At 58.8% G+C, this 21,993-nt stretch carries 19 protein-coding genes; 7 read left to right on the top strand and 12 right to left on the bottom strand.

The features are described from left to right. Positions 1–39: 39 nt before the first annotated feature. From ACR0E2_RS11665 to hslO, 7 genes are all read right to left on the bottom strand, one after another. The gene (locus ACR0E2_RS11665; protein ID WP_480446520.1) at positions 40–825 is read right to left on the bottom strand and encodes an ion transporter; all 786 of its coding nucleotides are present in this window, start codon (positions 823–825) and stop codon (positions 40–42) included. A 21-nt stretch (positions 826–846) separates the two neighbouring features. Then, positions 847–2,076, bottom strand: a complete 1,230-nt coding sequence (locus tag ACR0E2_RS11660; protein WP_480446519.1) for a class I SAM-dependent RNA methyltransferase — start codon at positions 2,074–2,076, stop codon at positions 847–849. Positions 2,077–2,115: 39 nt separating this feature from the next. After that, positions 2,116–3,948 (bottom strand): ABC transporter ATP-binding protein, encoded by a 1,833-nt coding sequence (locus ACR0E2_RS11655; protein WP_480446518.1) that lies wholly within the window; start codon positions 3,946–3,948, stop codon positions 2,116–2,118. Further along, complete coding sequence (locus ACR0E2_RS11650; RefSeq protein ID WP_480446517.1) at positions 3,945–5,783, bottom strand: ABC transporter ATP-binding protein; 1,839 nt, start codon at positions 5,781–5,783, stop codon at positions 3,945–3,947. The genes ACR0E2_RS11655 and ACR0E2_RS11650 overlap by 4 nt, the downstream gene beginning before the upstream one ends. A gap of 191 nt (positions 5,784–5,974) precedes the next feature. Continuing rightward, positions 5,975–7,129: a CCA tRNA nucleotidyltransferase gene (locus ACR0E2_RS11645; protein WP_480446516.1), complete on the bottom strand. Its 1,155-nt coding sequence runs from the start codon at positions 7,127–7,129 to the stop codon at positions 5,975–5,977. Then, positions 7,126–7,740, bottom strand: a complete 615-nt coding sequence (locus ACR0E2_RS11640; protein WP_480446515.1) for a CoA pyrophosphatase — start codon at positions 7,738–7,740, stop codon at positions 7,126–7,128. The genes ACR0E2_RS11645 and ACR0E2_RS11640 overlap by 4 nt, the downstream gene beginning before the upstream one ends. Beyond that, on the bottom strand, positions 7,715–8,701 hold the full coding sequence (gene hslO / locus ACR0E2_RS11635; protein ID WP_171230132.1) for an Hsp33 family molecular chaperone HslO: 987 nt from the start codon (positions 8,699–8,701) through the stop codon (positions 7,715–7,717). Before hslO ends, ACR0E2_RS11640 begins: the two co-directional genes overlap by 26 nt. 76 nt (positions 8,702–8,777) lie before the next feature. On the opposite strand from hslO, the gene ACR0E2_RS11630 reads away from it, so the two are divergent. Continuing rightward, the gene (locus tag ACR0E2_RS11630) at positions 8,778–9,221 is read left to right on the top strand and encodes an NUDIX hydrolase (protein WP_171230133.1); all 444 of its coding nucleotides are present in this window, start codon (positions 8,778–8,780) and stop codon (positions 9,219–9,221) included. Here ACR0E2_RS11630 and ACR0E2_RS11625 read toward each other — a convergent pair. Next, positions 9,218–10,492, bottom strand: a complete 1,275-nt coding sequence (locus tag ACR0E2_RS11625) for a PP2C family protein-serine/threonine phosphatase (protein ID WP_480446514.1) — start codon at positions 10,490–10,492, stop codon at positions 9,218–9,220. The two genes, ACR0E2_RS11630 and ACR0E2_RS11625, sit on opposite strands and share 4 nt — an antisense overlap. Before the next feature lie 163 nt (positions 10,493–10,655). On the opposite strand from ACR0E2_RS11625, the gene ACR0E2_RS11620 reads away from it, so the two are divergent. Beyond that, positions 10,656–10,985, top strand: a complete 330-nt coding sequence (locus tag ACR0E2_RS11620) for an Hpt domain-containing protein (protein WP_170345824.1) — start codon at positions 10,656–10,658, stop codon at positions 10,983–10,985. On the opposite strand, the gene ilvA is transcribed toward ACR0E2_RS11620, so the two are convergent. Both ilvA and ACR0E2_RS11610 read right to left on the bottom strand, forming a co-directional pair. After that, positions 10,982–12,208, bottom strand: a complete 1,227-nt coding sequence (ilvA, locus tag ACR0E2_RS11615; RefSeq protein WP_171230135.1) for a threonine ammonia-lyase IlvA — start codon at positions 12,206–12,208, stop codon at positions 10,982–10,984. The genes ACR0E2_RS11620 and ilvA overlap by 4 nt on opposite strands. A gap of 58 nt (positions 12,209–12,266) precedes the next feature. Next, positions 12,267–12,998, bottom strand: coding sequence for a hypothetical protein (locus ACR0E2_RS11610; RefSeq protein WP_480446512.1), 732 nt, complete (start codon positions 12,996–12,998; stop codon positions 12,267–12,269). A gap of 177 nt (positions 12,999–13,175) precedes the next feature. On the opposite strand from ACR0E2_RS11610, the gene ACR0E2_RS11605 reads away from it, so the two are divergent. The 4 genes from ACR0E2_RS11605 to msrA all read left to right on the top strand — a co-directional run bounded on the left by ACR0E2_RS11605 (position 13,176) and on the right by msrA (position 16,062). Then, a complete protein-coding gene (locus ACR0E2_RS11605) occupies positions 13,176–14,402 on the top strand; it encodes an argininosuccinate synthase (RefSeq protein WP_171230137.1) in 1,227 nt (408 codons plus the stop codon). Positions 14,403–14,434: 32 nt separating this feature from the next. After that, positions 14,435–14,839 (top strand): DUF1810 domain-containing protein, encoded by a 405-nt coding sequence (locus ACR0E2_RS11600; protein WP_480446713.1) that lies wholly within the window; start codon positions 14,435–14,437, stop codon positions 14,837–14,839. A 79-nt stretch (positions 14,840–14,918) separates the two neighbouring features. Then, positions 14,919–15,200: an SCP2 sterol-binding domain-containing protein gene (locus tag ACR0E2_RS11595; protein WP_152459599.1), complete on the top strand. Its 282-nt coding sequence runs from the start codon at positions 14,919–14,921 to the stop codon at positions 15,198–15,200. Between the two features lie 190 nt (positions 15,201–15,390). Further along, on the top strand, positions 15,391–16,062 hold the full coding sequence (gene msrA / locus ACR0E2_RS11590) for a peptide-methionine (S)-S-oxide reductase MsrA (protein ID WP_480446511.1): 672 nt from the start codon (positions 15,391–15,393) through the stop codon (positions 16,060–16,062). Here msrA and ACR0E2_RS11585 read toward each other — a convergent pair. Both ACR0E2_RS11585 and ACR0E2_RS11580 read right to left on the bottom strand, forming a co-directional pair. After that, positions 16,059–16,931 carry a ribokinase gene (locus tag ACR0E2_RS11585; protein WP_480446510.1) on the bottom strand — a complete coding sequence of 291 codons (873 nt, stop codon included), beginning with the start codon at positions 16,929–16,931 and terminating at the stop codon, positions 16,059–16,061. The genes msrA and ACR0E2_RS11585 overlap by 4 nt on opposite strands. A gap of 3 nt (positions 16,932–16,934) precedes the next feature. Further along, a complete protein-coding gene (locus ACR0E2_RS11580) occupies positions 16,935–19,190 on the bottom strand; it encodes an NADP-dependent malic enzyme (RefSeq protein WP_171230141.1) in 2,256 nt (751 codons plus the stop codon). 161 nt (positions 19,191–19,351) lie between these two features. On the opposite strand from ACR0E2_RS11580, the gene mutS reads away from it, so the two are divergent. Further along, positions 19,352–21,964: a DNA mismatch repair protein MutS gene (gene mutS, locus ACR0E2_RS11575; RefSeq protein WP_480446712.1), complete on the top strand. Its 2,613-nt coding sequence runs from the start codon at positions 19,352–19,354 to the stop codon at positions 21,962–21,964. The last annotated feature ends 29 nt before the right edge of the window (positions 21,965–21,993 follow it).

Genomic DNA, 21,993 nt, shown 5'->3' with positions numbered 1-21,993 from the left:
TTTTTTCGATCATTATGCCAAAAATGGGAAAAACTGAAATCACTTTTTGATGTTCGACTGCTCGGCCAGTCGACGTTCGATGCTTTCCAACCGTTCCAGAACCTCGTCGCGATAGGCATCGGTTTTGACCTCATCCTCGGCATGATGGGCATCCTGCATCGAATTGACGATCAGACCCACCAACAGGTTCACCACCGCAAAGGTCGTGACCATGATGAAAGGAACAAAGAAGACCCAGGCATAGGGATAGACCTCCATCACCGGACGCACGATGCCCATCGACCAGCTTTCCAACGTCATGATCTGGAACAGCGTATAAGCAGACAGGCCCAGATCGCCGAACCAATCCGGGAACGATGCCGAAAACAGCTTGGTCGAGATTACCGCACCGATATAGAACAGAATTGCCATCAGCAGAAACACGCTGGCCATGCCGGGAAGGGCCGAGATGAACCCTTCGACCACGCGACGCAGACGCGGCGCCACGGAAATCACGCGCAACACCCGCAGAATTCGCAGGGCGCGCAGCACCGACAGACCTCCGGCGCTGGGAACCAGGGCAATTCCAACGATCAGGAAATCGAATATGTTCCAGCCATTTGTGAAGAACCTGCGCCCGGTGGCAATCAACTTCATGGAAATTTCAGCCACAAAGATCGCCAGGCAAAGCCTGTCCAGCGCCACGATCAAGGGGCCGGCCAGTTCCATCAGGGTCGGCGATGTCTCCATCCCCAAAAGAATGGCATTGAAAATGATCACGGCCGTTATGAACCGCCCGAAAACGGGCGCTTCGATAAGATTCAGCAAACGCTGTTTGGACCCCATGTGTCAGTTTCCCCGGTAAGATCAAGATGCTGCGTTCAGAACAAACCGCGCAGCAAGTTCCGTGTGTGTTGACCAACGAAATTGGTCAACGACCTGTACCCATTCAAGGGTGTAACCCGCGTTAACCAGCGTTTTCGCATCACGCGCAAAGGTGACGGGATTGCACGAGACATAGGCGATCACCGGGCGTTGCGCCTGTGCAATCTCATCTACCTGAGCTTCGGCACCGGCACGAGGCGGATCCAGAACAATGGCGTCGAAAGATTTCAGCTCGTCCGGCATCAGCGGGCGGCGGAACAGGTCACGGGCCTCGGTCGTTACGCGTTTCAGCCCCTGTGCCCTGCGCCAGCCCTGATCCAACGCCTCGATCATGGCGGCTTCGCCCTCAACCGCGTGAACTTCGGCAATTTCCGCCAACGGCAGAGAGAACGTTCCGCTGCCCGCAAACAGGTCAACGATACGTTTCGCACCCCGTGTAGCCTCGGAAACTGCCTTTGACAGAGCCTTTTCTCCGTCCTTTGTTGCCTGCAAGAAGGCTCCGGGGGGTGGCGTGACTCCGGCTGCCCCAAAGCGCTGAACCGGCGCATGCCGCATGGCAATAACCTCATCATCCCAACTGAGCCGGGCCAGCCCATGTTTCTCGGTCGCCTGCGCCAATGCCAGTTCCAAGGGGCCGTCCAGTGGCTTGCCACCTGTTACGGCCACATCCAGACCAGCTTCGGACAGTGTGAGCGTGACAGCCAGAACGCCCTTGCGGCTTGCGCCCAGGGTGGCCAGCGCCTCGGCCACGGGAATGGCCGCGATCAAGGCCGGGTCAAGCAAGCGGCAATCGGGTATCTCGGTGATCGTGCCGGATGCACGACCGTGAAACCCCGCCAACGTGCCCTTTTTCGTGCGCCTTACGGCAAGCGTAGCCCGCCGACGTGACCGTTCGGGCGATGTGTTTATCGGCCGCAATGGCGCTTCGAGATCCTGCGCCATCAGCGCCTTGCGGACGATTTGCAGTTTCCAGTCGGCCACAAATGCATCGGATGCGTGCTGCAACTGGCAGCCACCGCACGCTTTGTAGTGGCGGCAAGGCGCTTTGACACGGTGTTCGGACGGTGTCTCGACCCGGATATCGGTCAATTGCTGGCCAACAAGGGTGCCGCTGACGATCTCGCCAGGAAGGGTACGAGGGGCGTAAACAGGACCATCGGCAATGCCGTCGCCCTGATGTCCAAGCCGTGTGATTGTGAATTGCTGCGTCATGAGAGGCCTGATAGCCGGGCTTTCGCAGCAAAAAAACCCTTATTCCGCAGCTTCTGCCTGAATGAACCCGCCCGACTGGCGGTGCCAGAACCGCGCATACAGGCCGCCCAGGTCCAGCAGCGCCTCATGCGTTCCGGTTTCGGCGATCCTGCCCTCGTCCAAAACAACAATCCGGTCCATTTCGCTGAGTGTCGACAGCCGGTGCGCAATGGCCAGCACCGTTTTGCCCTGCATCACCCGATGCAGCGCGGTCTGAATCGAAGCTTCAACCTCGGAATCCAGCGCCGATGTCGCTTCGTCGAGAACCAGAATTGGAGCATCTTTCAAAATGGCGCGCGCCAGAGCGATCCTTTGTCGCTGCCCGCCGCTGAGTTTCACGCCCCGTTCACCCAGATGAGCATCATAGCCTTTTCGACCATGAGCATCTTCAAGACTCAGGATGAAATCATGCGCTTCGGCCTTTTTTGCGGCCTCGATCATCTCGGCCTCTGAGGCGTCCGGCCGGCCATACAGAATGTTCTCGCGGGCAGACCGGTTGAACATCGCCGTTTCCTGCGTGACCATACCTATCTGTCGGCGCAGGCTGTCCTGCGTTACCTGAGACACGTCCTGGCCATCGATACAAATGGCGCCACTTTCCCTGTCATAGAGCCTAAGCAACAGTGAGACGAGCGTGGATTTCCCCGCCCCTGATGCACCGACAATGCCCAGTTTTTCGCTCGGGTTGACGGTTAGGCTCAAATCCGTGACGCCACCGATATCGCGACCGTAAGCAAAGCTGACGCCTTCGAAAGAAATCGACCCTTCGGTCACATCAAGGTCTTTCGCCCCGCGCGTATCTTCGACCCGGTCACGCTTGGTCAGCGTTTTCATCCCGTTTTCGATTTCACCGACATTGGCATACAGCCCCATCAAGGTGAAACTGACCCAACCGGTCATCTGAGCAATACGGATCGAAACCGCCCCGGCAGCCACGATATCCCCGGCGGTCGCCATGCCGCCCTGCCACAGCCACAAGGTCGCGCCCAGCAGCAAGACAGGCAGGACACCGGCCAGCGTCATGAGGATGAACCGGAAACTTGCCGACAACTTGCCGAAATCCAGCGATTTTTCACGCAGATCCACCATCGATTCACGCGCCGCCTGATCTTCGAATTCCGAGTGGGCGAACAGCTTCACGGTTTTGATGTTGGTGATCGTATCGACCACCTGCCCGGAAACCATCGCCCGCGCCCCGGCCCGCGCGGCGGAACGTTTGCGGATGCGCGGCAGATACCAGCGCACCAGCATGAAATACACCGCCAGCCATGCTGCGAAGGGCAGCATCACCAAAGGATGAATAGACCCTAACAAAAGCAAAGACCCCACCAGAGACGCCAGGGCAAACACAATCGCGCTGATCGTTTCCGACACGACCGAAGCCATGGCGTTCGATGTCTGCATCTGCTTTTGCGCGATCCGACCGGCAAAATCATCGTCGAAATAGGTCACCGACTGACCCAGGGTCCAACGGTTCAGCTTGGCCAGAACCAAAGGTGTGATGTTTGGCATGACAATGTAGTTGTTCGACAAGGATGACAGGCCAAACAGGATCGGGCGAAGCAACATGAAGAAGGCGACCGCACCGAGGATCATCCACATATTTTCAGTGGTCAGAAAGTTCTCGGGCCCGCTGGCGGTCGCTACATCAATCACGCGGCCCAGTATCCAAGCCGTGACCGCCTCCATCGCGCCAGCAATGGCCGAGAAGAACGCCGCAACAAACAGCATTGGCCACGCCCCGGACAGGCTCCAGCGGATGAACGCCCCCAACGTCTGCGGAGGGGGCGTTTCGATGTTCCTGAACGGATAGATGAGGTCGGCAATCCTCATTCAGCGGCCTCCGGGTTCATGAAACCACCAGATTGCCGCGCCCAGAATTGGGCGTAAAGGCCACCTTGCGCCAGAAGATCGGAATGCGTGCCTTCCTCGACGATACGGCCTGCATCCATCACCAGAATGCGATCCATCTGCGCAATGGTACTGAGCCTGTGGGCAATGGCGATCACGGTTTTTCCTTGCATCATGCCGTAGAGGGTTTCCTGAATTGACGCTTCGACCTCGGAATCTAGGGCGGAAGTCGCCTCATCCAACAACAAGATCGGCGCATCCTTCAGGATCACCCGCGCCAGCGTCACACGCTGCCGCTGGCCACCAGACAGCTTCACCCCCCGTTCACCGACATGCGCGTCGTACCCGGTCCGTCCCTGCGGATCCTGCAAATCGAGGATGAACTCATGTGCTTCGGCCTGTTTGGCGGCGGCGATCATCTGCGCCTCGGACGCATCTGGCCGGCCGTAAAGGATGTTGTCGCGGACCGAGCGATGCAGCAAGGCGCTGTCTTGTTGAACCATACCGATATGGCTGCGCAGACTGTCCTGGGTGACATGCGCAATGTTCTGACCGTCAATGTAAATCGCACCGCGTTCGACGTCGTAGAACCGCAAAAGCAGCTTTACCAGTGTCGATTTGCCAACACCGGAACGACCGATCAAACCAATCTTTTCGCCGGGCCGGACGGTCAGGTCGATATGGTCCAAACCGCCGGCCTCGCGACCATAGTGATGCGAGAGGTCGCGGATCTGGATCTCACCTTTGGTAAGCCGCAAGGGTTTCGCGTCAGGCGCATCAAGCAAATCGATGGGCTGGGCAATGGTCTCCATCCCCTCGGACACGATACCAAGTTGGCGGAAAAAGCTGGTCAGGGCCCACATGATCCATCCGGTCATGGCATTCAGGCGCAGGGTCAAGGCCGTAGCCGCCGCAACAACACCTACCGAAGCGCTGCCTTGCATCCACAAGGCAATCGCCCAGCCCACAACACCCACGATCAGCATACCGTTCAAAGTGACCAGAACGGCATCCATAATAGTGAAAATCCGCATTTCGATCTGAAATGTCCGACGGGTTTCCTCGATCGCCTCGCGGGCATAGTCCAGCTCTTGCGGGCCATGGGCAAACATTTTGACCGAATGGATGTTGGTATAGCTGTCCACCACCCGCCCCGTGACCGTCGAACGCGCATCCGAGGCCGCTTTTGACGCCGGACCAACACGCTGAACGGTCCAGCGCACCAGCATGGCGTAGAATCCGAACCAGATCAGCAGCGGGATCAACAGACGCGGATCCGCCGCGTACAGAAGGATCGCCGCACCGATCAAATAGGCCAGCGAAAAGGAAATCGCGTCAAAAACCTGAAACACCACTTCACCCGCCGCAGGAGGTGTCTGCATGATCCGGTTGGCAATCCGCCCGGCAAAGTCGTTCTCGAACCAGCCAACCGACTGACGCAACACGTGTTTGTGCGCACGCCAACGGATCAGCGTACCAAAGTTCGGCAAAATCGTATTGTTCAGCAGAAGTACGTCGACCAAATGCAGAAGCGGACGCAACAGCAACACAAAGGCTGCGATCAACAACAATTCCGTTCCGTGATTTTGCCAGACCTCTGCCGGCGTGCCGCCCAACAGATCCACTACGCGACCCATGTAGTAGATCAGCCCGATTTCAACACCCGCGACGATTATGGAAACCAGCGCCGCCCAGAAAAATACCTGGAAAAAGGGCCGCGAATAATCCAGCATGAAGGGCCACAACCGCGTCGGCGGTGCGTCAGCCTCACGATAGGCAACAAAAGGGTCAACAAGGTTTTCGAAATAGCGAAACATGGAAAGTGCTCCGATTGAGCAAGAAAATAGACGTGCGAAGAAAGATGGCGCCCGAACACCACCCTTTACGGGGCAGGTGTCCCGGCTTTAGCCGAACCAGATCCCGTAATACATTCGCATTCCTCCATCCATGTGACAGGCGAACCTAAGCACAAAGGATCCGAGATGTCATCCCCTTTTGAGACTTCGCGCTAATGTGCCAGCAACTCTTCGCGTGACAGCGCAAAACCGGATGCGATCCAGCGTTTTTCCAGCTCAGCCAGCTTCTTGCCCAGCGCCGGGCCGGTGAAGTTGGGGATCAGATCTCTGGCCTGGACAGGGAAACGCGCTGCTGCGCCTGCATGCAGATCGCGCCGCAAATCTTCGGACCAGGGTTGTTCCAGAAAGGCGCAGCGCAAAAGCGTCTCGTGCAATCCCCCTTCATCGCCATAACGGTATCCCAGTTCAGCAATACTGGTTGTGGACTGTGCCTCTTCACGCATCCTGATCAGGCGTTGCAACTGCGAACGGCTCAACCGCAATGTCGCGGCTTCATCGGGCGAGGCAATGGCTGCGAGGCGTCGCACCGGATCGGGATCGGCTCCAGCTGCCTGTTCCAGCGCGATCAAAGGGGCCAAAGACCGATCGTCCGCCCCCGGCAACACCCGGGCCAAAACACCGGTACTGCGCATGGTCGCAACGGCAGGGGCCGGATCAGGTGACGCCAGCAATTTCAGCAGCTCTGCCCCGATCCGCTCGCGCGACAACGACTCCAGCCCGTCAAGATTGGCGCCGATGGCGGCCAGGGCATCGGGGTCGAAACCGCCATCCGGATCCCCGTACCAGGCGTGAAAACGGAAGTAGCGAAGCGAACGGAGATAGTCTTCGCGAATGCGGTTCTCGGCGGTTCCAATGAACCGCACCAACCGGGCCTCAAGGTCGGGAAGACCATTGAGAGGGTCCAGCACGGTGCCATCGGGTTGGGCATAGAGCGCGTTCATGGTGAAATCCCGTCGCGCCGCGTCTTCTTCGACGTGATCGGAAAATGCCACGACCGCGCGGCGGCCATCGGTTTCCACGTCACGGCGGAAGGTGGTGACCTCGTGCGGGATGCCCGCGCTGACCACTGTGATCGTACCATGCTCGATGCCGGTCGGAATGGCCCTGAGCCCGGCAGCCTGCGCCAGTTCGACGATCTGCTCGGGCCTTGCATCGGTGGCAATGTCGATATCCGACACTGGTGCGCCAAGCAGCGCGTTGCGCACGCATCCACCCACGAAAAGCGCCTGAGCCCCGGAAGAGGTCAGAGCCGAACAGACCCTTTGCGTCGCTGGTTCACTGATCCAGGCTTCGTCAATCTGCATCATTCATTCACCCGTGCAGCAAGCCCGCGCAATATGCGGGCGGTCGCGCCCCAAATGTAATAGGGGCCGTACGGAACTGCGTAGTATCTGCGTCTCTGGCCGCGCCATCGGCGCGACTCGATCAGATAATTCTCAGGATTCAAAAGATGGGCAAGGGGGGTCGCGAAAACTTCGTCCACTTCGCCGGGTTCAGGCACGGGTTGGAACCTGTCCCGCAAAACCGCGACAACCGGTGTCACAGTGAACGAGGTCACGGTCTCATGCGTCGGCAGAAATCCCAGGATCTCGGGCATTTCCGGGGGCAGGCCGATCTCTTCCTCAGCTTCCCGCAGCGCCGCAGCCGTAACGTCAGCATCGGTTTCGTCCTGTTTGCCACCGGGAAAGGCGATCTGGCCCGGGTGATGCTTCAGCGCGGATGAGCGTTTGGTCAGGATGACCTGCGGTGTGTCATCAGCCAGTGAAATGGCCACCAGAACACCGGCGGGTCGCAACCGTCGTCCGGGCGGCAGAACGGTATCCGGGTTCAGGTCAAAGTCGCTGGACCCGTGACCGGGGCGGCGCAGGGCCGCCCGGATCTTTTCAACCGGGTCATGCACCTTTGGGGTCTTCGGCATCGAACCCGACAGTTGCCGGGTCCAACACATAATGAGCCCCGCAGAACTGACAATCCGCGGTGACTTCGCCCTCGGGCGTGGTCATCTTTTCGATATCCTTGGCCGAATAGATCGACAGGCTCTGTCGCACACGATCCTCGGAACAGGTGCAGCCAAATTGAACGGACTGCGCATCATAGACACGCGGCTGTTCCTCGTGAAACAGGCGAACCAGAAGGTCGGTCGGCGCAACAGAGGGGCCGATCATCTCCAAATCCTCGACGGTATCCAGCAGGATATTGACGCGACCCCAGTTTTCACCTTCTTCGCCATCGACCAGATCGGCAGCGGTCAGGATGTCACCGGTTCCTTCACCCGACGCGGCAAAGGGCGACGCTTTGGGCATGTGTTGCAGCATGATGCCGCCTGCACGCCAATGCTCGCCCACGCCCGGCTCGGTCGATTTGCCGAAGCTCAGCGAAAACCGCGTCGGCAGCTGTTCGGATTGCGCGAAATATGCCTCGGCGCAGGCGCTCAGCGATCCACCGGCCAGCGGAGTGATGCCCTGATACGGCTGCGTGCCCTCTCCCTGATCGATCATGATGGCAAAATACCCTTCGCCCACCTGATCGAAAGGCGCAGAATTGGAAAGCCGGTCCCGGTCAAAGCTGGCATAAGCCCGTATCTGGGCGGGCTGGCCCTCTTCCTGCGGCGCATAATAGTCGGTTGCGATCATGCGCACCGCCCCTTTGGACTGTACCTGCAACGACAGTTTCCAGCGCAACGCAACCGTTTGGCCGATCAACGCGGTCAGCAAGGCCATCTCGGCCACAAGCGCCTCGACCTGCTCGGGATAGTCATGCTGTTTCAGGATACCATCCAGCACGCCATCCAGACGGGCCACGCGGCCGCGCATGTCGGATGCATCAAGTTGAAAGGGCAGGACGGTATCGTCCCACGCGATTTTTGTTCCAAGAGACATGGGGTTTCCTTACACGCCACGGGTTGGCATACCGGCACCATATAGGTCGTACAGATCGGGTTGAAAGGGGCCATACATGATCAGGCGGTTCGGTGAAACCCCCGAGACGGGGCGGAAATACACCCGAAGGGTTGGCGTATATGCCCTTTTGCCACGTGGCGGCCAATTGCTGTTGACCTGTCAGACCGAACCGGGCCCGGATCTGCAATTGCCGGGTGGAGGCATCGATCCGGGCGAATCACCGATTTCGGCCTTGCATCGCGAAGTCTATGAAGAAACCGGGTGGCATGTTGCCAACCCGCGTCGCATCGGCGCTTTTCGCCGGTTCACCTATATGCCCGAATACGATCTGTGGGCCGAAAAGGTCTGCCTGATCTACCGCGCCCGTCCCGTACGCCGCAAAGGCCCGCCGAGCGAGGCATTCCACGAAGCACTGTGGATGGAAGCCGCCGATGCCGTTGAATTGCTGGGCAATGACGGTGACCGGCACTTTGCGGAAATGCATCTCAGTTTGCTTTAAGACCCGTTATATTCAAAGAAAACGGCGGATACGTCATCCCCAATGCCATCTTTGGGCGAAATCTCCTGGGTCAATCGCCAGAACATGTCTTCCAGAAACTCCGACCCACCCTTTTCAGAAATGCACTGCTGGGCCATCTGTCGCAAACCGTCTTCCTCCAGCAAACCGCCTTCGGCAAGCTGACATTCGGTAAATCCGTCCGAATACACCAACAGTTTGTCGCCGGGTTTCATGTGAATCTCGATTTGCTGAAAACTCGCATCTTCGATCAGCCCGATCGGCAACCCGCCATCACCCAGAAATTCAGTGCTGCCATCCTGCCGCAGCAGAAGCGGATGCGGATGCCCGGCCTGCACCATCTTGAGGTGCCCGTTTCGAAGATCCACAATGGCGTAGACCATCGTGAAATATTCCTCGATCCCTTCATCCGCCATCAATCGGGAATTGAGCATGCTTGCGACGTCTTCCGGTGGCAGCAGAGCGTAGAATTTGTTGAACCTCTTCTCCATTGCGACGTTTTGATCGAAATGCTTGCTGGAAAGATAACCGCCCAGACGCGCCGTCATCATGGCCGAGGTGATGCCATGCCCGGATACATCTATGCTGTAGAACCCCAGCCGATTGACCCCGGGCGAGAACATGCCAACAAGGTCTCCTCCGATATGACCGCAGGGTTTCAACAACATGCTGACCCGGGATTTTCCAAAGCTCCGCGTAAATTCCGGAACCAGCGATTCCTGGATTTTTCGGGCTTGAATGAGGTCCTTGTCGATCGCGTCATGCGCCAGCCTGAGTTCTTCGAGCGCGGATTCGATCAGGCGGTTTTTCTGCGAAAGCTCGCGCTGCATGTCCAGAATGCGCGCGCCTGCGGATATGCGCGCCCGCAACTCATCCGCCTCCAGGGGTTTGATCAGAAAATCGTCTGCCCCGGCATCCAGTCCGCGCGCAACCTCCTGCTTTTCACTTTTGGAAGTCAGAAGGATGAAATAACAATATTGATCGGTATCCAGGGCGCGAAACGCGTTGCAAAACTCAAGCCCGCTCATCCCCGGCATGACCCAATCGCTGAGAACAAGATCGGGCGGATCGTCCAGACAATGCGCCAGGGCGGCATCGCCCGTATCGGCCTCGACCACCTCAAAGCCCCATTTTCTGAGCGATGCGACCAGGATGCGCCGCTGCAGACGGCTGTCATCAACCACCAGCACTTTACGGATCGCGCCGAAATCCAGATCTGATCTGGTTTCCTCAAGACTCGCCCTTGGCACCATTTACCCTCTGACCTGATGCGTTCATTCACACAGGGCGATCCTAGTGGCGACGGTTTTAACATCCGGTGAAGACCGAAGGCCGCAATCCCGCTGGGCTGTTAACCCGGTTTTTACTGGTGTTGCCTATTCCTGAAAACGCATGTTCAACGGCAGGTGACGCAGTATGATCCACTGGGGCAGAGTCCGACAATTGCGGGACGAGGTTGGCCCGGATGAGTTTGATGAGGTGGTCGACATCTTTCTGGAAGAAGTGCAGGAGGTCATCGCCCGCTTGCATCAGGATACAAGCCGGTCCGAACTGGAACAGAATCTGCATTTCCTGAAGGGCAGCGCGCTCAGTCTTGGATTCGACCAGTTTTCGAAACTCTGTCAGGACGGCGAACGGCAGGCGGCCGCGGGTCAGGGCGAGGATGTCGATCTGCCCGCTATTCTGGCCGTATTTGACAGTTCGAAACAGAAGTTCGAGGCTGAGCTGCGCCAGAATCTGGATTAAATCACGAACTGCGCCAGCGTTTCGTCTTCGGTTATATCGGTGTAGGTGAACCCTGCCTCATCCAGATGCGCAAACAGACGCATGAAGTTTTCAGGCTTGCGGGTTTCAATCCCGATCAGGACCGAACCGAAATTGCGCGCCGATTTCTTCATGTATTCAAAGCGGGCGATATCGTCCTCGGGGCCGAGAATACCCAGAAACTCCTTCAGCGCGCCGGGGCGCTGCGGCAGGCGCAGGATGAAATACTTCTTCACCCCGGAATAGCGTTGGGCGCGTTCTTTGACCTCGGGCAGGCGTTCGAAATCGAAATTGCCACCGGATGTCACGCAGACCACGGTCTTGCCCCGCACAAAGCTTTGAATATCGCCCACCGCTTCGATCGCCAGCGCGCCGGCGGGCTCCAGAACGATGCCTTCGACATTCAGCATCTCGATCATAGTTGTGCAGATTCGGTCCTCGGACAGAACCAGCACATCCGACAGGTGGCGTGATTTCAACAATTCGAACGGTTTCTCGCCGATGCGGCCGACCGCAGCGCCATCGACGAAGGTATCCACATGATCCAGCGACACTGGATGCCCCGCAGCCAGTGCAGCGCGCAAACAGGCACCTCCGGCCGGTTCGACAAACAAACAATGGCTGCGATCCCCGAACCATGTCGCCACGCCCGAGGACATGCCGCCACCGCCAACCGGCAAAACGACATGATCCGGCACACCTCCCATTTGCTCTTCGATCTCGACCGCCAATGAAGCCTGGCCTTCAATGACATCAGCGTCATCGAAGGGTGACAGGAAATACCCACCCTGCTGCGCGCACCATGCTTGCGCGGCGGCCAGAGTATCGTCGAAATAGTCGCCAGTCAGGTGGATCTCGATATTGTCGCCGCCGAAAATGCGGGTCTTTTGGATTTTCTGCTGCGGCGTCGTCACCGGCATGAAGATCACGCCGCGCACGTCCAAATGCTTACACATGAACGCCACACCCTGCGCATGGTTGCCAGCACTTGCACAGACGAACAGGTCCTGCCCCTGCTGCTTGCGCATGGCATTGAACGCACCACGGATCTTGTAAGACCGCACTGGGCTGAGGTCTTCGCGCTTGAGCCAGATATCGGCCCCATAACGGTCAGACAGATGCGCATTCCGCTGCAACGGGGTTGCCGGAAACACGGTGCGCATCGCCTGTTCGGCAGCGCGGGCGCGGGTCATGAAATCAGTCATGTCGATTTCCCTGCCCCATCATCGCGATAAGGGCAAGGAATACATATGTGTACGCCGCTCAGGACAGTTCGCGTTTTTCGATGAAGATTCCGTACATCGTGGTCAGGATACTGACGTTGATCATCGGCAGAATGAGCGTGCCAAAGAACACGGTCAGCAATACGCCAAGCACCGGTATTATTGCCAGAAGGGTGAAAGCCAGCTGCACCAGAATCTGGAAAAGGAGGGCGACGAGTAGCAGCAACAAGATTGCACCGCTGACCCCGGATGTGTTGTTCCATGCCTCACCGATCGATATGGGATTTCCTAACGCCGCCGAGGGCAGAATAATTGACAGGCGATAGAAGCACACGACCAGAAAAACGGTGTAAACAATCATCAGAATGATCGAAAGCCCCGCAAGACTTTCGCCTAGTGCAGCAGCGACCAGACCCATGGGGATATACGCGATCACCATCAAAATCCCCAACATCAGAAAGCGACCGAAATAGGCAAGAATCCTGTCGAAGCGGAATGTCGGGAATATTCCCGTGGGATACTCTTCCAACAGGATGAAGCGGTGCCATGATACCGCGATCCAGAACATGGTGACGGACATTACCGCCAGCAAAACGACCACAAAAACAAAGGCTGAACCTGCGGTTGCACCTGACGGCAACGCGCCTGCGTTGTCTTCAAGTGCCTCAAGCGGAATACCAAGCGCCAAGAACACGCCCACGATGATGATCGTCGCAATCAGGGCAGGGCCAACCGCAATCTGTAGCACCTGCTTGATGTTTCCAAATACCATCCGCACAGAATGCAAGAAAATCTGCCATCCCAACATTTGAAACCGCCCCTTCAACCAATGCTTGTTATTCTCTGCACCCGTTTCACCCCAATTCAGGTACTGCGTCAATCCTCACAACTTGCCCCCGCGCTCAAAACCCGCTAGGGGCCAATCGTTCTACGCATAAAGGGAAGTCAGATGTCCGCGCCCAAGAAAGTTGTTCTGGCCTATTCCGGTGGCCTTGATACCTCGATCATACTGAAATGGTTGCAGACCGAATATGGCTGTGAGGTCGTTACCTTCACCGCCGATCTGGGTCAGGGTGAAGAGCTGGAGCCCGCTCGCCAAAAAGCTGAACTGCTGGGGATCAAGCCCGAGAACATCTATATCGAGGATATCCGCGAAGAATTCGTGCGCGATTTCGTCTTCCCGATGTTCCGCGCCAATGCGCAGTACGAGGGTCTGTACCTTCTGGGCACGTCCATCGCGCGCCCCCTGATTTCGAAACGTCTGGTCGAAATCGCCGAAGCCACCGGCGCTGACGCCGTGGCACATGGTGCGACCGGCAAGGGCAACGATCAGGTGCGGTTCGAACTGGCGGCCTATGCGCTGAACCCCGACATCAAAGTGATCGCACCCTGGCGCGAGTGGGATCTGACCAGCCGCACCAAGCTGCTGGAATTCGCCGAACAGAACCAGATCCCGATTGCCAAGGACAAGCGCGGCGAGGCGCCGTTTTCGGTCGATGCCAACCTGCTGCACACCTCGTCCGAGGGCAAGGTTCTGGAAGACCCCGCCGATATGGCGCCCGACTATGTCTATCAGCGCACCGTCCATCCCGAGGACGCACCCGATCAGCCTGAATTCATCGAGATCGGCTTTGAAAAAGGCGACGCGGTCAGCATCAATGGCGAGGCGATGAGCCCGGCCACCATCCTGACCAAGCTGAACGAATATGGCGGCAAGCACGGCATCGGCCGTCTGGATCTGGTCGAAGGCCGGTTCGTTGGCATGAAATCGCGCGGCATCTATGAAACACCCGGCGGCACCATCCTGCTGGAAGCGCATCGCGGCATCGAATCCATCACCATGGACCGCGGCGCGATGCACCTGAAAGACCAGCTGATGCCGCAATATGCGGAACTGATCTACAACGGCTTCTGGTACTCGCCCGAACGCGAAATGCTGCAAGCCGCGATCGACAAGAGCCAGGAACACGTCACCGGCACCGTCCGCGTGAAGCTGTACAAGGGTCTGGCCTCGACCGTGGGCCGCTGGTCGGATCACTCGCTGTATTCCGAAGCGCATGTGACCTTCGAAGAAGACGCGGGTGCCTATGATCAGAAAGACGCCGCAGGCTTCATCCAGTTGAACGCGCTGCGGTTGAAACTGCTGGCCGCGCGCGACAAGCGGTTGTCCAAGTGACCGAAGATGACGGTCTGAACGACGAACTGGAAATGTTCATCGAAGCGCAGGACACGGTCTGGGCCGATGTCCTGCGCGAACTGGAACAGGGGCAGAAGACCAGCCACTGGATGTGGTTCGTGTTTCCGCAACTGGCCGAGCTGGGCCAGTCCCATATGGCGCAGCTTTACGGCATCGAAGATCTGGACGAAGCCACGCGCTATCTGAACCACCCGGTACTGCGCCACCGTCTGACGCAAGCGGCCTCGTTGATGTTGCTGCATCAGGGGCGCGATGCCAGCGACATTCTGGGTGGGGTTGACGCGAAAAAACTTCGCTCTTCAATGACATTGTTTTCCTCGGTGGCAGATGCTCCGGTCGAGTTTCAGGCAATTCTTGACGCTTTCTACGATGGCGAGCCCTGCGCGCGAACCGTTCAGAGCCTTGGCGCTTCGTGATCGGAAGTTCCAGTCGGGTCAGCCTTGCCTGTTCGATACCTGACGTTTTACGCATTCGGAAACTGCGAAAGGAACCCGGATGCTTCAGCATATCGCCGACGAAATTCAAAAAGGCCTGAACGGCAAAACCTTTGACGGCTCGTTGAAGTTCGATTGTGGCGAGGACGGCGTGATTGTTCTGGCCGACAGTCAGGCATCGACACAGGACCAGGAAACGGATTGCACGATCCGCATCTCGCAGGACAACCTGACCAAGCTTCTGACCGGAAAACTGAACCCGATGACAGGTGTCGCTTTGGGCAAGCTCAAAATCTCGGGCAATATGGGCGTTGCGATGAAACTGGGGCAGCTTCTGGGTTAATCCGAAGGCAGGTTGATCGCGGAATTCCACCTCGCTAGAGCGCCCTGTCCCACCGACAAGACGGCCTGCGCAAGGTTTCTCTCCGAAATCCGCCGCCGATAAACTTGCCTCACCAGCCCGTGACATCAGATGTCAGGCAATTGAATGTCCTTCGGGTTCGGGTCACCTTGGTGCCGAAAGGAGACCCGACATGTCGCGAACCGCTTTTCTGGATGCCTTCAAACCGGCCATTCTGTTCACCCTGATCACGCTGGCTGCGATGTTACGCGCTCTGCCCGCCCCCGCGGCAGGGACCGAAACGCTGACAGTTGCGGGAGGCTGTTTCTGGTGTGTCGAGTCCGATTTTGAATCGGTGCCGGGCGTTGTTGCGGCCGTGTCGGGCTATACCGGCGGCAAATCCGCCAACCCCACCTATGATCAGGTCTCCAAAGGTGGAACCGGCCATTATGAAGCGGTTCAGATCACTTTCGATCCGGCCCGGGTGTCACGTGAAACGCTTCTGAACATGTTCTTCCGCTCGGTTGACCCCACGGATGCCGGTGGTCAGTTCTGCGACCGGGGCGACAGCTATCGAACCGCAATTTTCGTCTCTAACCCAGGCGAAAAGGCGTTGGCGGAACAGGCGAAGAAAGACGCAGAGCGGGCATTGGGCCAAAAGGTGGTCACCCCGATCCTGAACGCGGGCACGTTTTACCCTGCCGAGACCTATCATCAGGATTACTACAAAGGGAACAAGCTGATCTTTACCCGCTTTGGGCCCAAACGTCAGCAAAACGCCTATAAAGCATATCGCAAAGCCTGTGGCCGTGACGCGCGTGTCAAACAGCTTTGGGGTTCAGATGCGCCTTTTGCCGGTTCTTAATCGAAGGTCGCGTCGCGCACTTCTCTCAGATCGGGAATGACATCCGCGGTCCCGTGCCGCGTGACCATCAAGGCAGCGGCGCGGTTCGCTTGCAGAATGGCCTGTTCCATCGGCATTCCCCGATCCATTCCAGCCAGTACGTAGCCGGTAAAAGTATCACCTGCCCCGGTGGTATCCACGGCCTGCACCTTGTGGGCCGAAAATTCCACCGGGTCATTGCCCTGCTGCAAATACCTGGCACCTTTTGAGCCCAGCGTGACAATGACATGCCGCACAGGCAGATCAGCCGCACCCATCCCGGTTTCCTGCCGCAACTGTTCGGCCTCGATCTCGTTCAGGATCAGGAAATCCAGATAGGGCAAAACTGCCTGAACCGCCTGTGCCTGAAACGGCGCGGCGGCATAACACACGGTCAATCCAAGTTTACGCCCGAACTGCGCGGCTTCGACTTGCGCATTGGTTTCATTCTGCAAGATCAGCAGATCACCGGTGCTTGCCGATGACAGAGCCTGCCCCAGATGGCTGACATCCAAGGCATGGTTGGCCCCCGGATAGAGGATGATCAGGTTCTCACCCTCGGCGTCCACCGCAATGATCGCGTGTCCGGTCGGCAGATCCACCTCAGAGATATAGCGTGTGTCCACGCCATATTCCGTCAGTCGATCCTTCGCCCAGCGCCCATCATGCCCGACGGCGCCGATATGGCTGACGCGTGATCCGGCCCGCGCAGCCGCCACTGACATATTGGCACCTTTTCCGCCAAGGAACCGGTCCAGCCCGTGGGCAGCCAGAGTTTCCCCTGGCGCAGGCAGATGCGGCAAGTCATAGACCATATCCGCGTTGATCGAGCCGAGGTTCCAGATTGTCATGGCTTATCCGATGTCGCACGAGGCCAAAATGGCCATGTTCAGAATATCGTTCGCGGTTGAGACGGTCGAGCAAATCTGAATCGGCTTGTCGACGCCCGACAGGATCGGCCCTATCACGGTGGCACCGCCCATTTCCTGCATCAGCTTGGTTGAAATCGACGCCGAGTGTCGTGCGGGGACGATCAGGATGTTCGCGGGCCCAGTCAGGCGTGAAAACGGATAAGCCGCCTGCTGATCCACGTTCAGGGCAACATCCACTGTCATTTCGCCCTCATACTCGAAATCGACACCGCGCTGGTCCAGAACCGCCGGCGCTCGGTGCATCTTCTCGGCACGTTCCGAAACCGGGTATCCAAATGTCGAGAAGCTGACAAAAGCAACCCGGGGCTCCAGACCCATATGTCGGGCCACTGCAGCGGAACGTTCGGCAATGTTGGCCAAATCGTTTTCATCCGGCCATTCATGCACCAGTGTATCACCGATCAGAACGATCCGGCCTTTATGCAGAAGTGCCGTCACACCGGCAGCACCATGGGCGGCATCGGCATCGAATACATGATTGATACGATCAATTACGTGCGCCGATTTTCGTGTTGCACCAGTGACCAACCCGTCTCCGTGGCCATGGGCCAGCATCAGGGATGAGAACACATGGCGGTCCCGCGCGGCCAGTCGGTGAATATCCTTGCGGTCAAAGCCTTTACGCTGCAAACGCTCATAGAGGAAATTCGAATAGGTCTCGAGATGCGCGGTGTTGGCAGCGTTCACAACCTCGATTTCCCGCACAGCATCGCCAAGACCGGTGGCTTCCAGCTTGTCTTTGACATCATCCGCCCGACCGACCACGAGCGCCTTACCAAAGCCTGAACGTTGGTACATGACGGCGGCACGCAGCACGCGGGGATCATCGCCCTCGGCAAAAATCATGCGGCTTTGCGCCTGTCGCGCCCGGGCATTCAGCCCGCGTAGGATGCTTGCGGTCGGGTCCATCCGGGACTTCAGGCTCAGCTCATATGCGTCCATGTCGATGATCGGACGGCGGGCCGCGCCGGTATCCATTCCCGCCTTGGCAACAGCGGGCGGGATACGGTGGATCAGGCGCGGATCAAACGGCGTGGGAATGATGTAGTCGCGCCCGAAGGTCAGCGATTTGCCATAAGCCATCGCGACCTCATCCGGCACGTCTTCGCGCGCGAGATTGGCCAGCGCATGGGCACAGGCGATCTTCATCTCGTCATTGATGGCGCGGGCGTGAATGTCCAGCGCGCCGCGGAACAAATAGGGAAAGCCCAGAACGTTGTTTACCTGGTTTGGATAATCGCTGCGCCCGGTCGCCACGATGGCGTCCACACGGACCTCGTGCGCCTCTTCCGGGGTGATTTCCGGATCGGGATTGGCCATGGCGAAGATCACCGGATTGTCGGCCATGCTTGCGACCATCTCCTGCGTGACCGCGCCCTTGACCGACACGCCCAGAAACACGTCCGCGCCCTTCATGGCCTCTTCCAGAGTCCGCAGATCCGTGGTGATCGCATGTGCCGATTTCCACTGGTTCATGCCCTCGGTACGGCCCTGATAGATCACGCCCTTTGTGTCGCAGACGATGCAGTTTTCATGGCGGGCGCCCATCGCCTTGAGCAATTCGATACAGGCGATCCCTGCCGCCCCGGCCCCGTTCAGAACGATCTTCACATCCTCGATCTTCTTGCCCGAGATATGCAGTGCGTTGATCAAACCGGCCGCGCAAATCACGGCCGTGCCGTGCTGGTCGTCGTGAAAGACGGGGATGTCCATCTCTTCTTTCAGGCGCTGTTCGATGATGAAACATTCGGGCGCCTTGATGTCTTCCAGGTTGATACCGCCGAAGGTCGGCCCCATCAGTCGCACCGCGCGGCAGAATTCATCCGGGTCTTCGGTGTCCAGCTCGATATCGATCGAGTTCACGTCGGCGAACCGCTTGAACAGAACGGATTTCCCCTCCATCACCGGTTTCGAGCCCAGCGCGCCAAGGTTGCCAAGACCCAGAACCGCTGTTCCGTTCGAGATCACAGCAACCAGATTGCCCTTGTTGGTATAATCATATGCGGTTTCCGGTGCCTCAGCGATCGCTTCACATGGGACGGCCACACCCGGGCTGTAGGCCAATGACAGATCCCGCTGCGTGGTCATCGGGACGGTGGCCTGCACCTCCCACTTGCCGGGGGTCGGGTCAAGGTGAAAGGCCAGCGCCTCTTCTTTGGTGATCTTCGCTTTGGGCATCGGATATGTCGTTTCTTTACATCTGTTGGGCTTTTGCCTCATAGCGCAGGCAAAGGCGCGTCTCAACGACAATACGTTTTCACCTTTCGTCGCAGGGGCCGGGTTTGTAAGGTCGCGCCGGAATACGCCAGAGGGGAGCAGCCTTGTCCAACGTCACGCCGATGATGGCGCAATACCTGGAAATCAAAGAGGCCCACGCGGATGCCCTGCTGTTCTACCGCATGGGCGATTTCTACGAGATGTTCTTTGAAGACGCCGTGAACGCCGCCGAGGCGCTGGACATCGCCCTGACCAAGCGCGGCAAACACAATGGCGAAGATATTCCGATGTGCGGCGTGCCGGTGCATTCGGCCGAAGGCTATCTGCTGACACTGATCCGCAAGGGCTTTCGCGTCGCCGTCTGCGAACAGATGGAAAGCCCGGCCGAGGCCAAGAAAAGAGGCTCTAAATCGGTGGTAAAGCGCGATGTGGTGCGCCTTGTCACCCCCGGCACCCTGACCGAGGACGCCCTGCTGGAGGCGCGCCGCCACAACTTTCTGGCCGCCTATGCCGAGGTGCGCGACGAGGCCGCACTGGCCTGGGCGGACATATCGACCGGGGCGTTTCATGTGATGCCGCTGACCTCGGTCCGGCTGAGCCCCGAGCTGGCCCGGCTGGCCCCGTCGGAACTGATCGTGGCAGACAACGTGCAGGAAAAACTGAATGAGCCGGTCCGCGATTTGGGTATTTCTCTCACCCCTGTCGGACGGGCGAGTTTTGACAGCACGGCGGCTGAAAAACGCATCTGCGGGTTGTTTCACGTGGGCGCGCTGGACGCGTTCGGAAGCTTTGGACGGGCCGAAGTGTCCGCGATGGGCGCGCTGATCGACTATCTGGAGATCACGCAGAAGGGCAAATTGCCCCTGTTGCAAACGCCGCTGAAAGAATCCGAAGATCGCGTCGTGCAGATCGACGCGGCCACCCGCCGCAACCTGGAACTGACACGGTCTTTGTCCGGCGGGCGGGCCGGATCGCTGCTGTCGGTGGTAGACCGAACCGTAACCCCGGGCGGTGCGCGCCTGCTGGAACAACGCCTGTCCAGCCCCTCGCGCAATCTGGATGTGATCCACGCGCGGCTAGACGCGGTCGATTTTGCCGCCCAGGACGGCCTGATCGCCGCCGATCTGCGCGAGGCGCTGCGCAAGACGCCCGATCTGGACCGCGCCCTGTCGCGCCTGTCGCTGGACCGAGGCGGCCCGCGCGACTTGGCCGCCATCCGCAACGGGCTGACCCAAGCCGCAGCGATCGCCGGGATTTGCGAAGGTCATGATCTGCCGGTCCTGCTGGCAACCGCGGTGCAGAACCTCGTGGGTTTCGACGATCTGCTCGACCTGCTGGATCAGGCGCTGGTCGCCGACCCGCCGCTGCTGGCGCGCGATGGCGGCTTCATCGCGCCGGGCTTTGACGCCGAACTGGACGAGGCCCGCACCCTGCGGGACGAAGGCCGCTCGGTCATTGCCGGGTTTCAGCAGAAATACGCGGAACATACCGGCATCGCCTCGCTGAAAATTAAGCACAACAACGTGCTGGGCTATTTCATCGAAACCACGGCCACCCATGCCGAAAAGATGCTGAACCCGCCCTTCAGCGAGACCTATATCCACCGCCAGACCACCGCCAACCAGGTACGCTTCACCACGGTTGAGCTCAGCGAGATCGAAACCCGCATCCTGAACGCCGGCAACCTGGCTCTCGAAATCGAAAAAAGGCTCTATCAAAGGCTTTCTGATGAGATTTTGAGCTTCGCTGCGCGACTTAATCAAGCCGCCCGAGGGCTGGCCGAACTGGATCAGACCACCGCGCTGGCAGATCTGGCCCGCGGAGAAAACTGGTGCAGACCACAGGTAGACGCCTCCCGGGCGTTCAGTGTTCAGGGCGGTCGGCATCCGGTGGTAGAGCACGCGCTGCGCCAGCAAAACGGTGATGCCTTCATCGCCAATGACTGCGACCTCAGCGCCCAGGACGGCGCCGCCATCTGGTTGCTGACCGGCCCCAACATGGCCGGTAAGTCGACCTTCCTGCGCCAGAATGCGCTGATCGCCCTGTTGGCCCAGATGGGCAGCTACGTCCCGGCCGAGCAAGCTCATATCGGCGTGGTCAGCCAGCTTTTCAGCCGCGTGGGCGCCTCTGACGATCTGGCAAGGGGCCGGTCGACATTCATGGTCGAGATGGTCGAAACCGCGGCCATCCTCAACCAGGCCGATGACCGGGCGCTGGTGATCCTCGATGAAATCGGGCGCGGCACCGCCACCTATGACGGCCTGTCCATCGCCTGGGCCACGCTGGAACATCTGCACGGCGCCAACCGCAGCCGTGCGCTGTTCGCCACCCATTACCACGAGCTGACCGCGCTGGCCGGCAAGCTGGAGGGCGTCGAAAACGCCACTGTCGCGGTCAAGGAATGGGACGGCGAGGTGATATTCCTGCACGAGGTCCACAAGGGCGCCGCCGACCGCTCCTATGGCGTGCAGGTCGCGCAATTGGCCGGGCTGCCCGCATCCGTGGTCGAACGCGCCCGCGTGGTTCTGGACCAGTTGGAGAAAACGGAACGCGAAGGCGGCAAGCAGAAGGTGCTGATCGACGATCTGCCGCTGTTTTCCGCCGCGCCGCCCCCGCAGCCGGTCCCGAAGGCGTCGCCCGTAACCGATATGCTGGACCAGATCCTGCCGGACGACCTGACCCCGCGCGAAGCCCTCGATCTGATCTACAAACTGAAAGAGGCGGCCAAATCCTGACCGCCCCTTCATCTTTTCCCAAATACTCT

It is taken from the genome of Ruegeria sp. A4, from assembly GCF_056543025.1.
Note: the sequence above shows the minus strand (reverse complement) of the source record. Positions and strands in the feature narration are given on the sequence as shown.

Coding starts and splice junctions, on each gene's coding strand:
- ACR0E2_RS11665 (WP_480446520.1), bottom strand. CDS start 825: ATGGGGTCCAAACAGCGTTTGCTGAATCTTATCGAAGCGCCCGTTTTC.
- ACR0E2_RS11660 (WP_480446519.1), bottom strand. CDS start 2,076: ATGACGCAGCAATTCACAATCACACGGCTTGGACATCAGGGCGACGGC.
- ACR0E2_RS11655 (WP_480446518.1), bottom strand. CDS start 3,948: ATGAGGATTGCCGACCTCATCTATCCGTTCAGGAACATCGAAACGCCC.
- ACR0E2_RS11650 (WP_480446517.1), bottom strand. CDS start 5,783: ATGTTTCGCTATTTCGAAAACCTTGTTGACCCTTTTGTTGCCTATCGT.
- ACR0E2_RS11645 (WP_480446516.1), bottom strand. CDS start 7,129: ATGATGCAGATTGACGAAGCCTGGATCAGTGAACCAGCGACGCAAAGG.
- ACR0E2_RS11640 (WP_480446515.1), bottom strand. CDS start 7,740: ATGCCGAAGACCCCAAAGGTGCATGACCCGGTTGAAAAGATCCGGGCG.
- hslO (WP_171230132.1), bottom strand. CDS start 8,701: ATGTCTCTTGGAACAAAAATCGCGTGGGACGATACCGTCCTGCCCTTT.
- ACR0E2_RS11630 (WP_171230133.1), top strand. CDS start 8,778: ATGATCAGGCGGTTCGGTGAAACCCCCGAGACGGGGCGGAAATACACC.
- ACR0E2_RS11625 (WP_480446514.1), bottom strand. CDS start 10,492: ATGGTGCCAAGGGCGAGTCTTGAGGAAACCAGATCAGATCTGGATTTC.
- ACR0E2_RS11620 (WP_170345824.1), top strand. CDS start 10,656: ATGATCCACTGGGGCAGAGTCCGACAATTGCGGGACGAGGTTGGCCCG.
- ilvA (WP_171230135.1), bottom strand. CDS start 12,208: ATGACTGATTTCATGACCCGCGCCCGCGCTGCCGAACAGGCGATGCGC.
- ACR0E2_RS11610 (WP_480446512.1), bottom strand. CDS start 12,998: ATGGTATTTGGAAACATCAAGCAGGTGCTACAGATTGCGGTTGGCCCT.
- ACR0E2_RS11605 (WP_171230137.1), top strand. CDS start 13,176: ATGTCCGCGCCCAAGAAAGTTGTTCTGGCCTATTCCGGTGGCCTTGAT.
- ACR0E2_RS11600 (WP_480446713.1), top strand. CDS start 14,435: ATGTTCATCGAAGCGCAGGACACGGTCTGGGCCGATGTCCTGCGCGAA.
- ACR0E2_RS11595 (WP_152459599.1), top strand. CDS start 14,919: ATGCTTCAGCATATCGCCGACGAAATTCAAAAAGGCCTGAACGGCAAA.
- msrA (WP_480446511.1), top strand. CDS start 15,391: ATGTCGCGAACCGCTTTTCTGGATGCCTTCAAACCGGCCATTCTGTTC.
- ACR0E2_RS11585 (WP_480446510.1), bottom strand. CDS start 16,931: ATGACAATCTGGAACCTCGGCTCGATCAACGCGGATATGGTCTATGAC.
- ACR0E2_RS11580 (WP_171230141.1), bottom strand. CDS start 19,190: ATGCCCAAAGCGAAGATCACCAAAGAAGAGGCGCTGGCCTTTCACCTT.
- mutS (WP_480446712.1), top strand. CDS start 19,352: ATGATGGCGCAATACCTGGAAATCAAAGAGGCCCACGCGGATGCCCTG.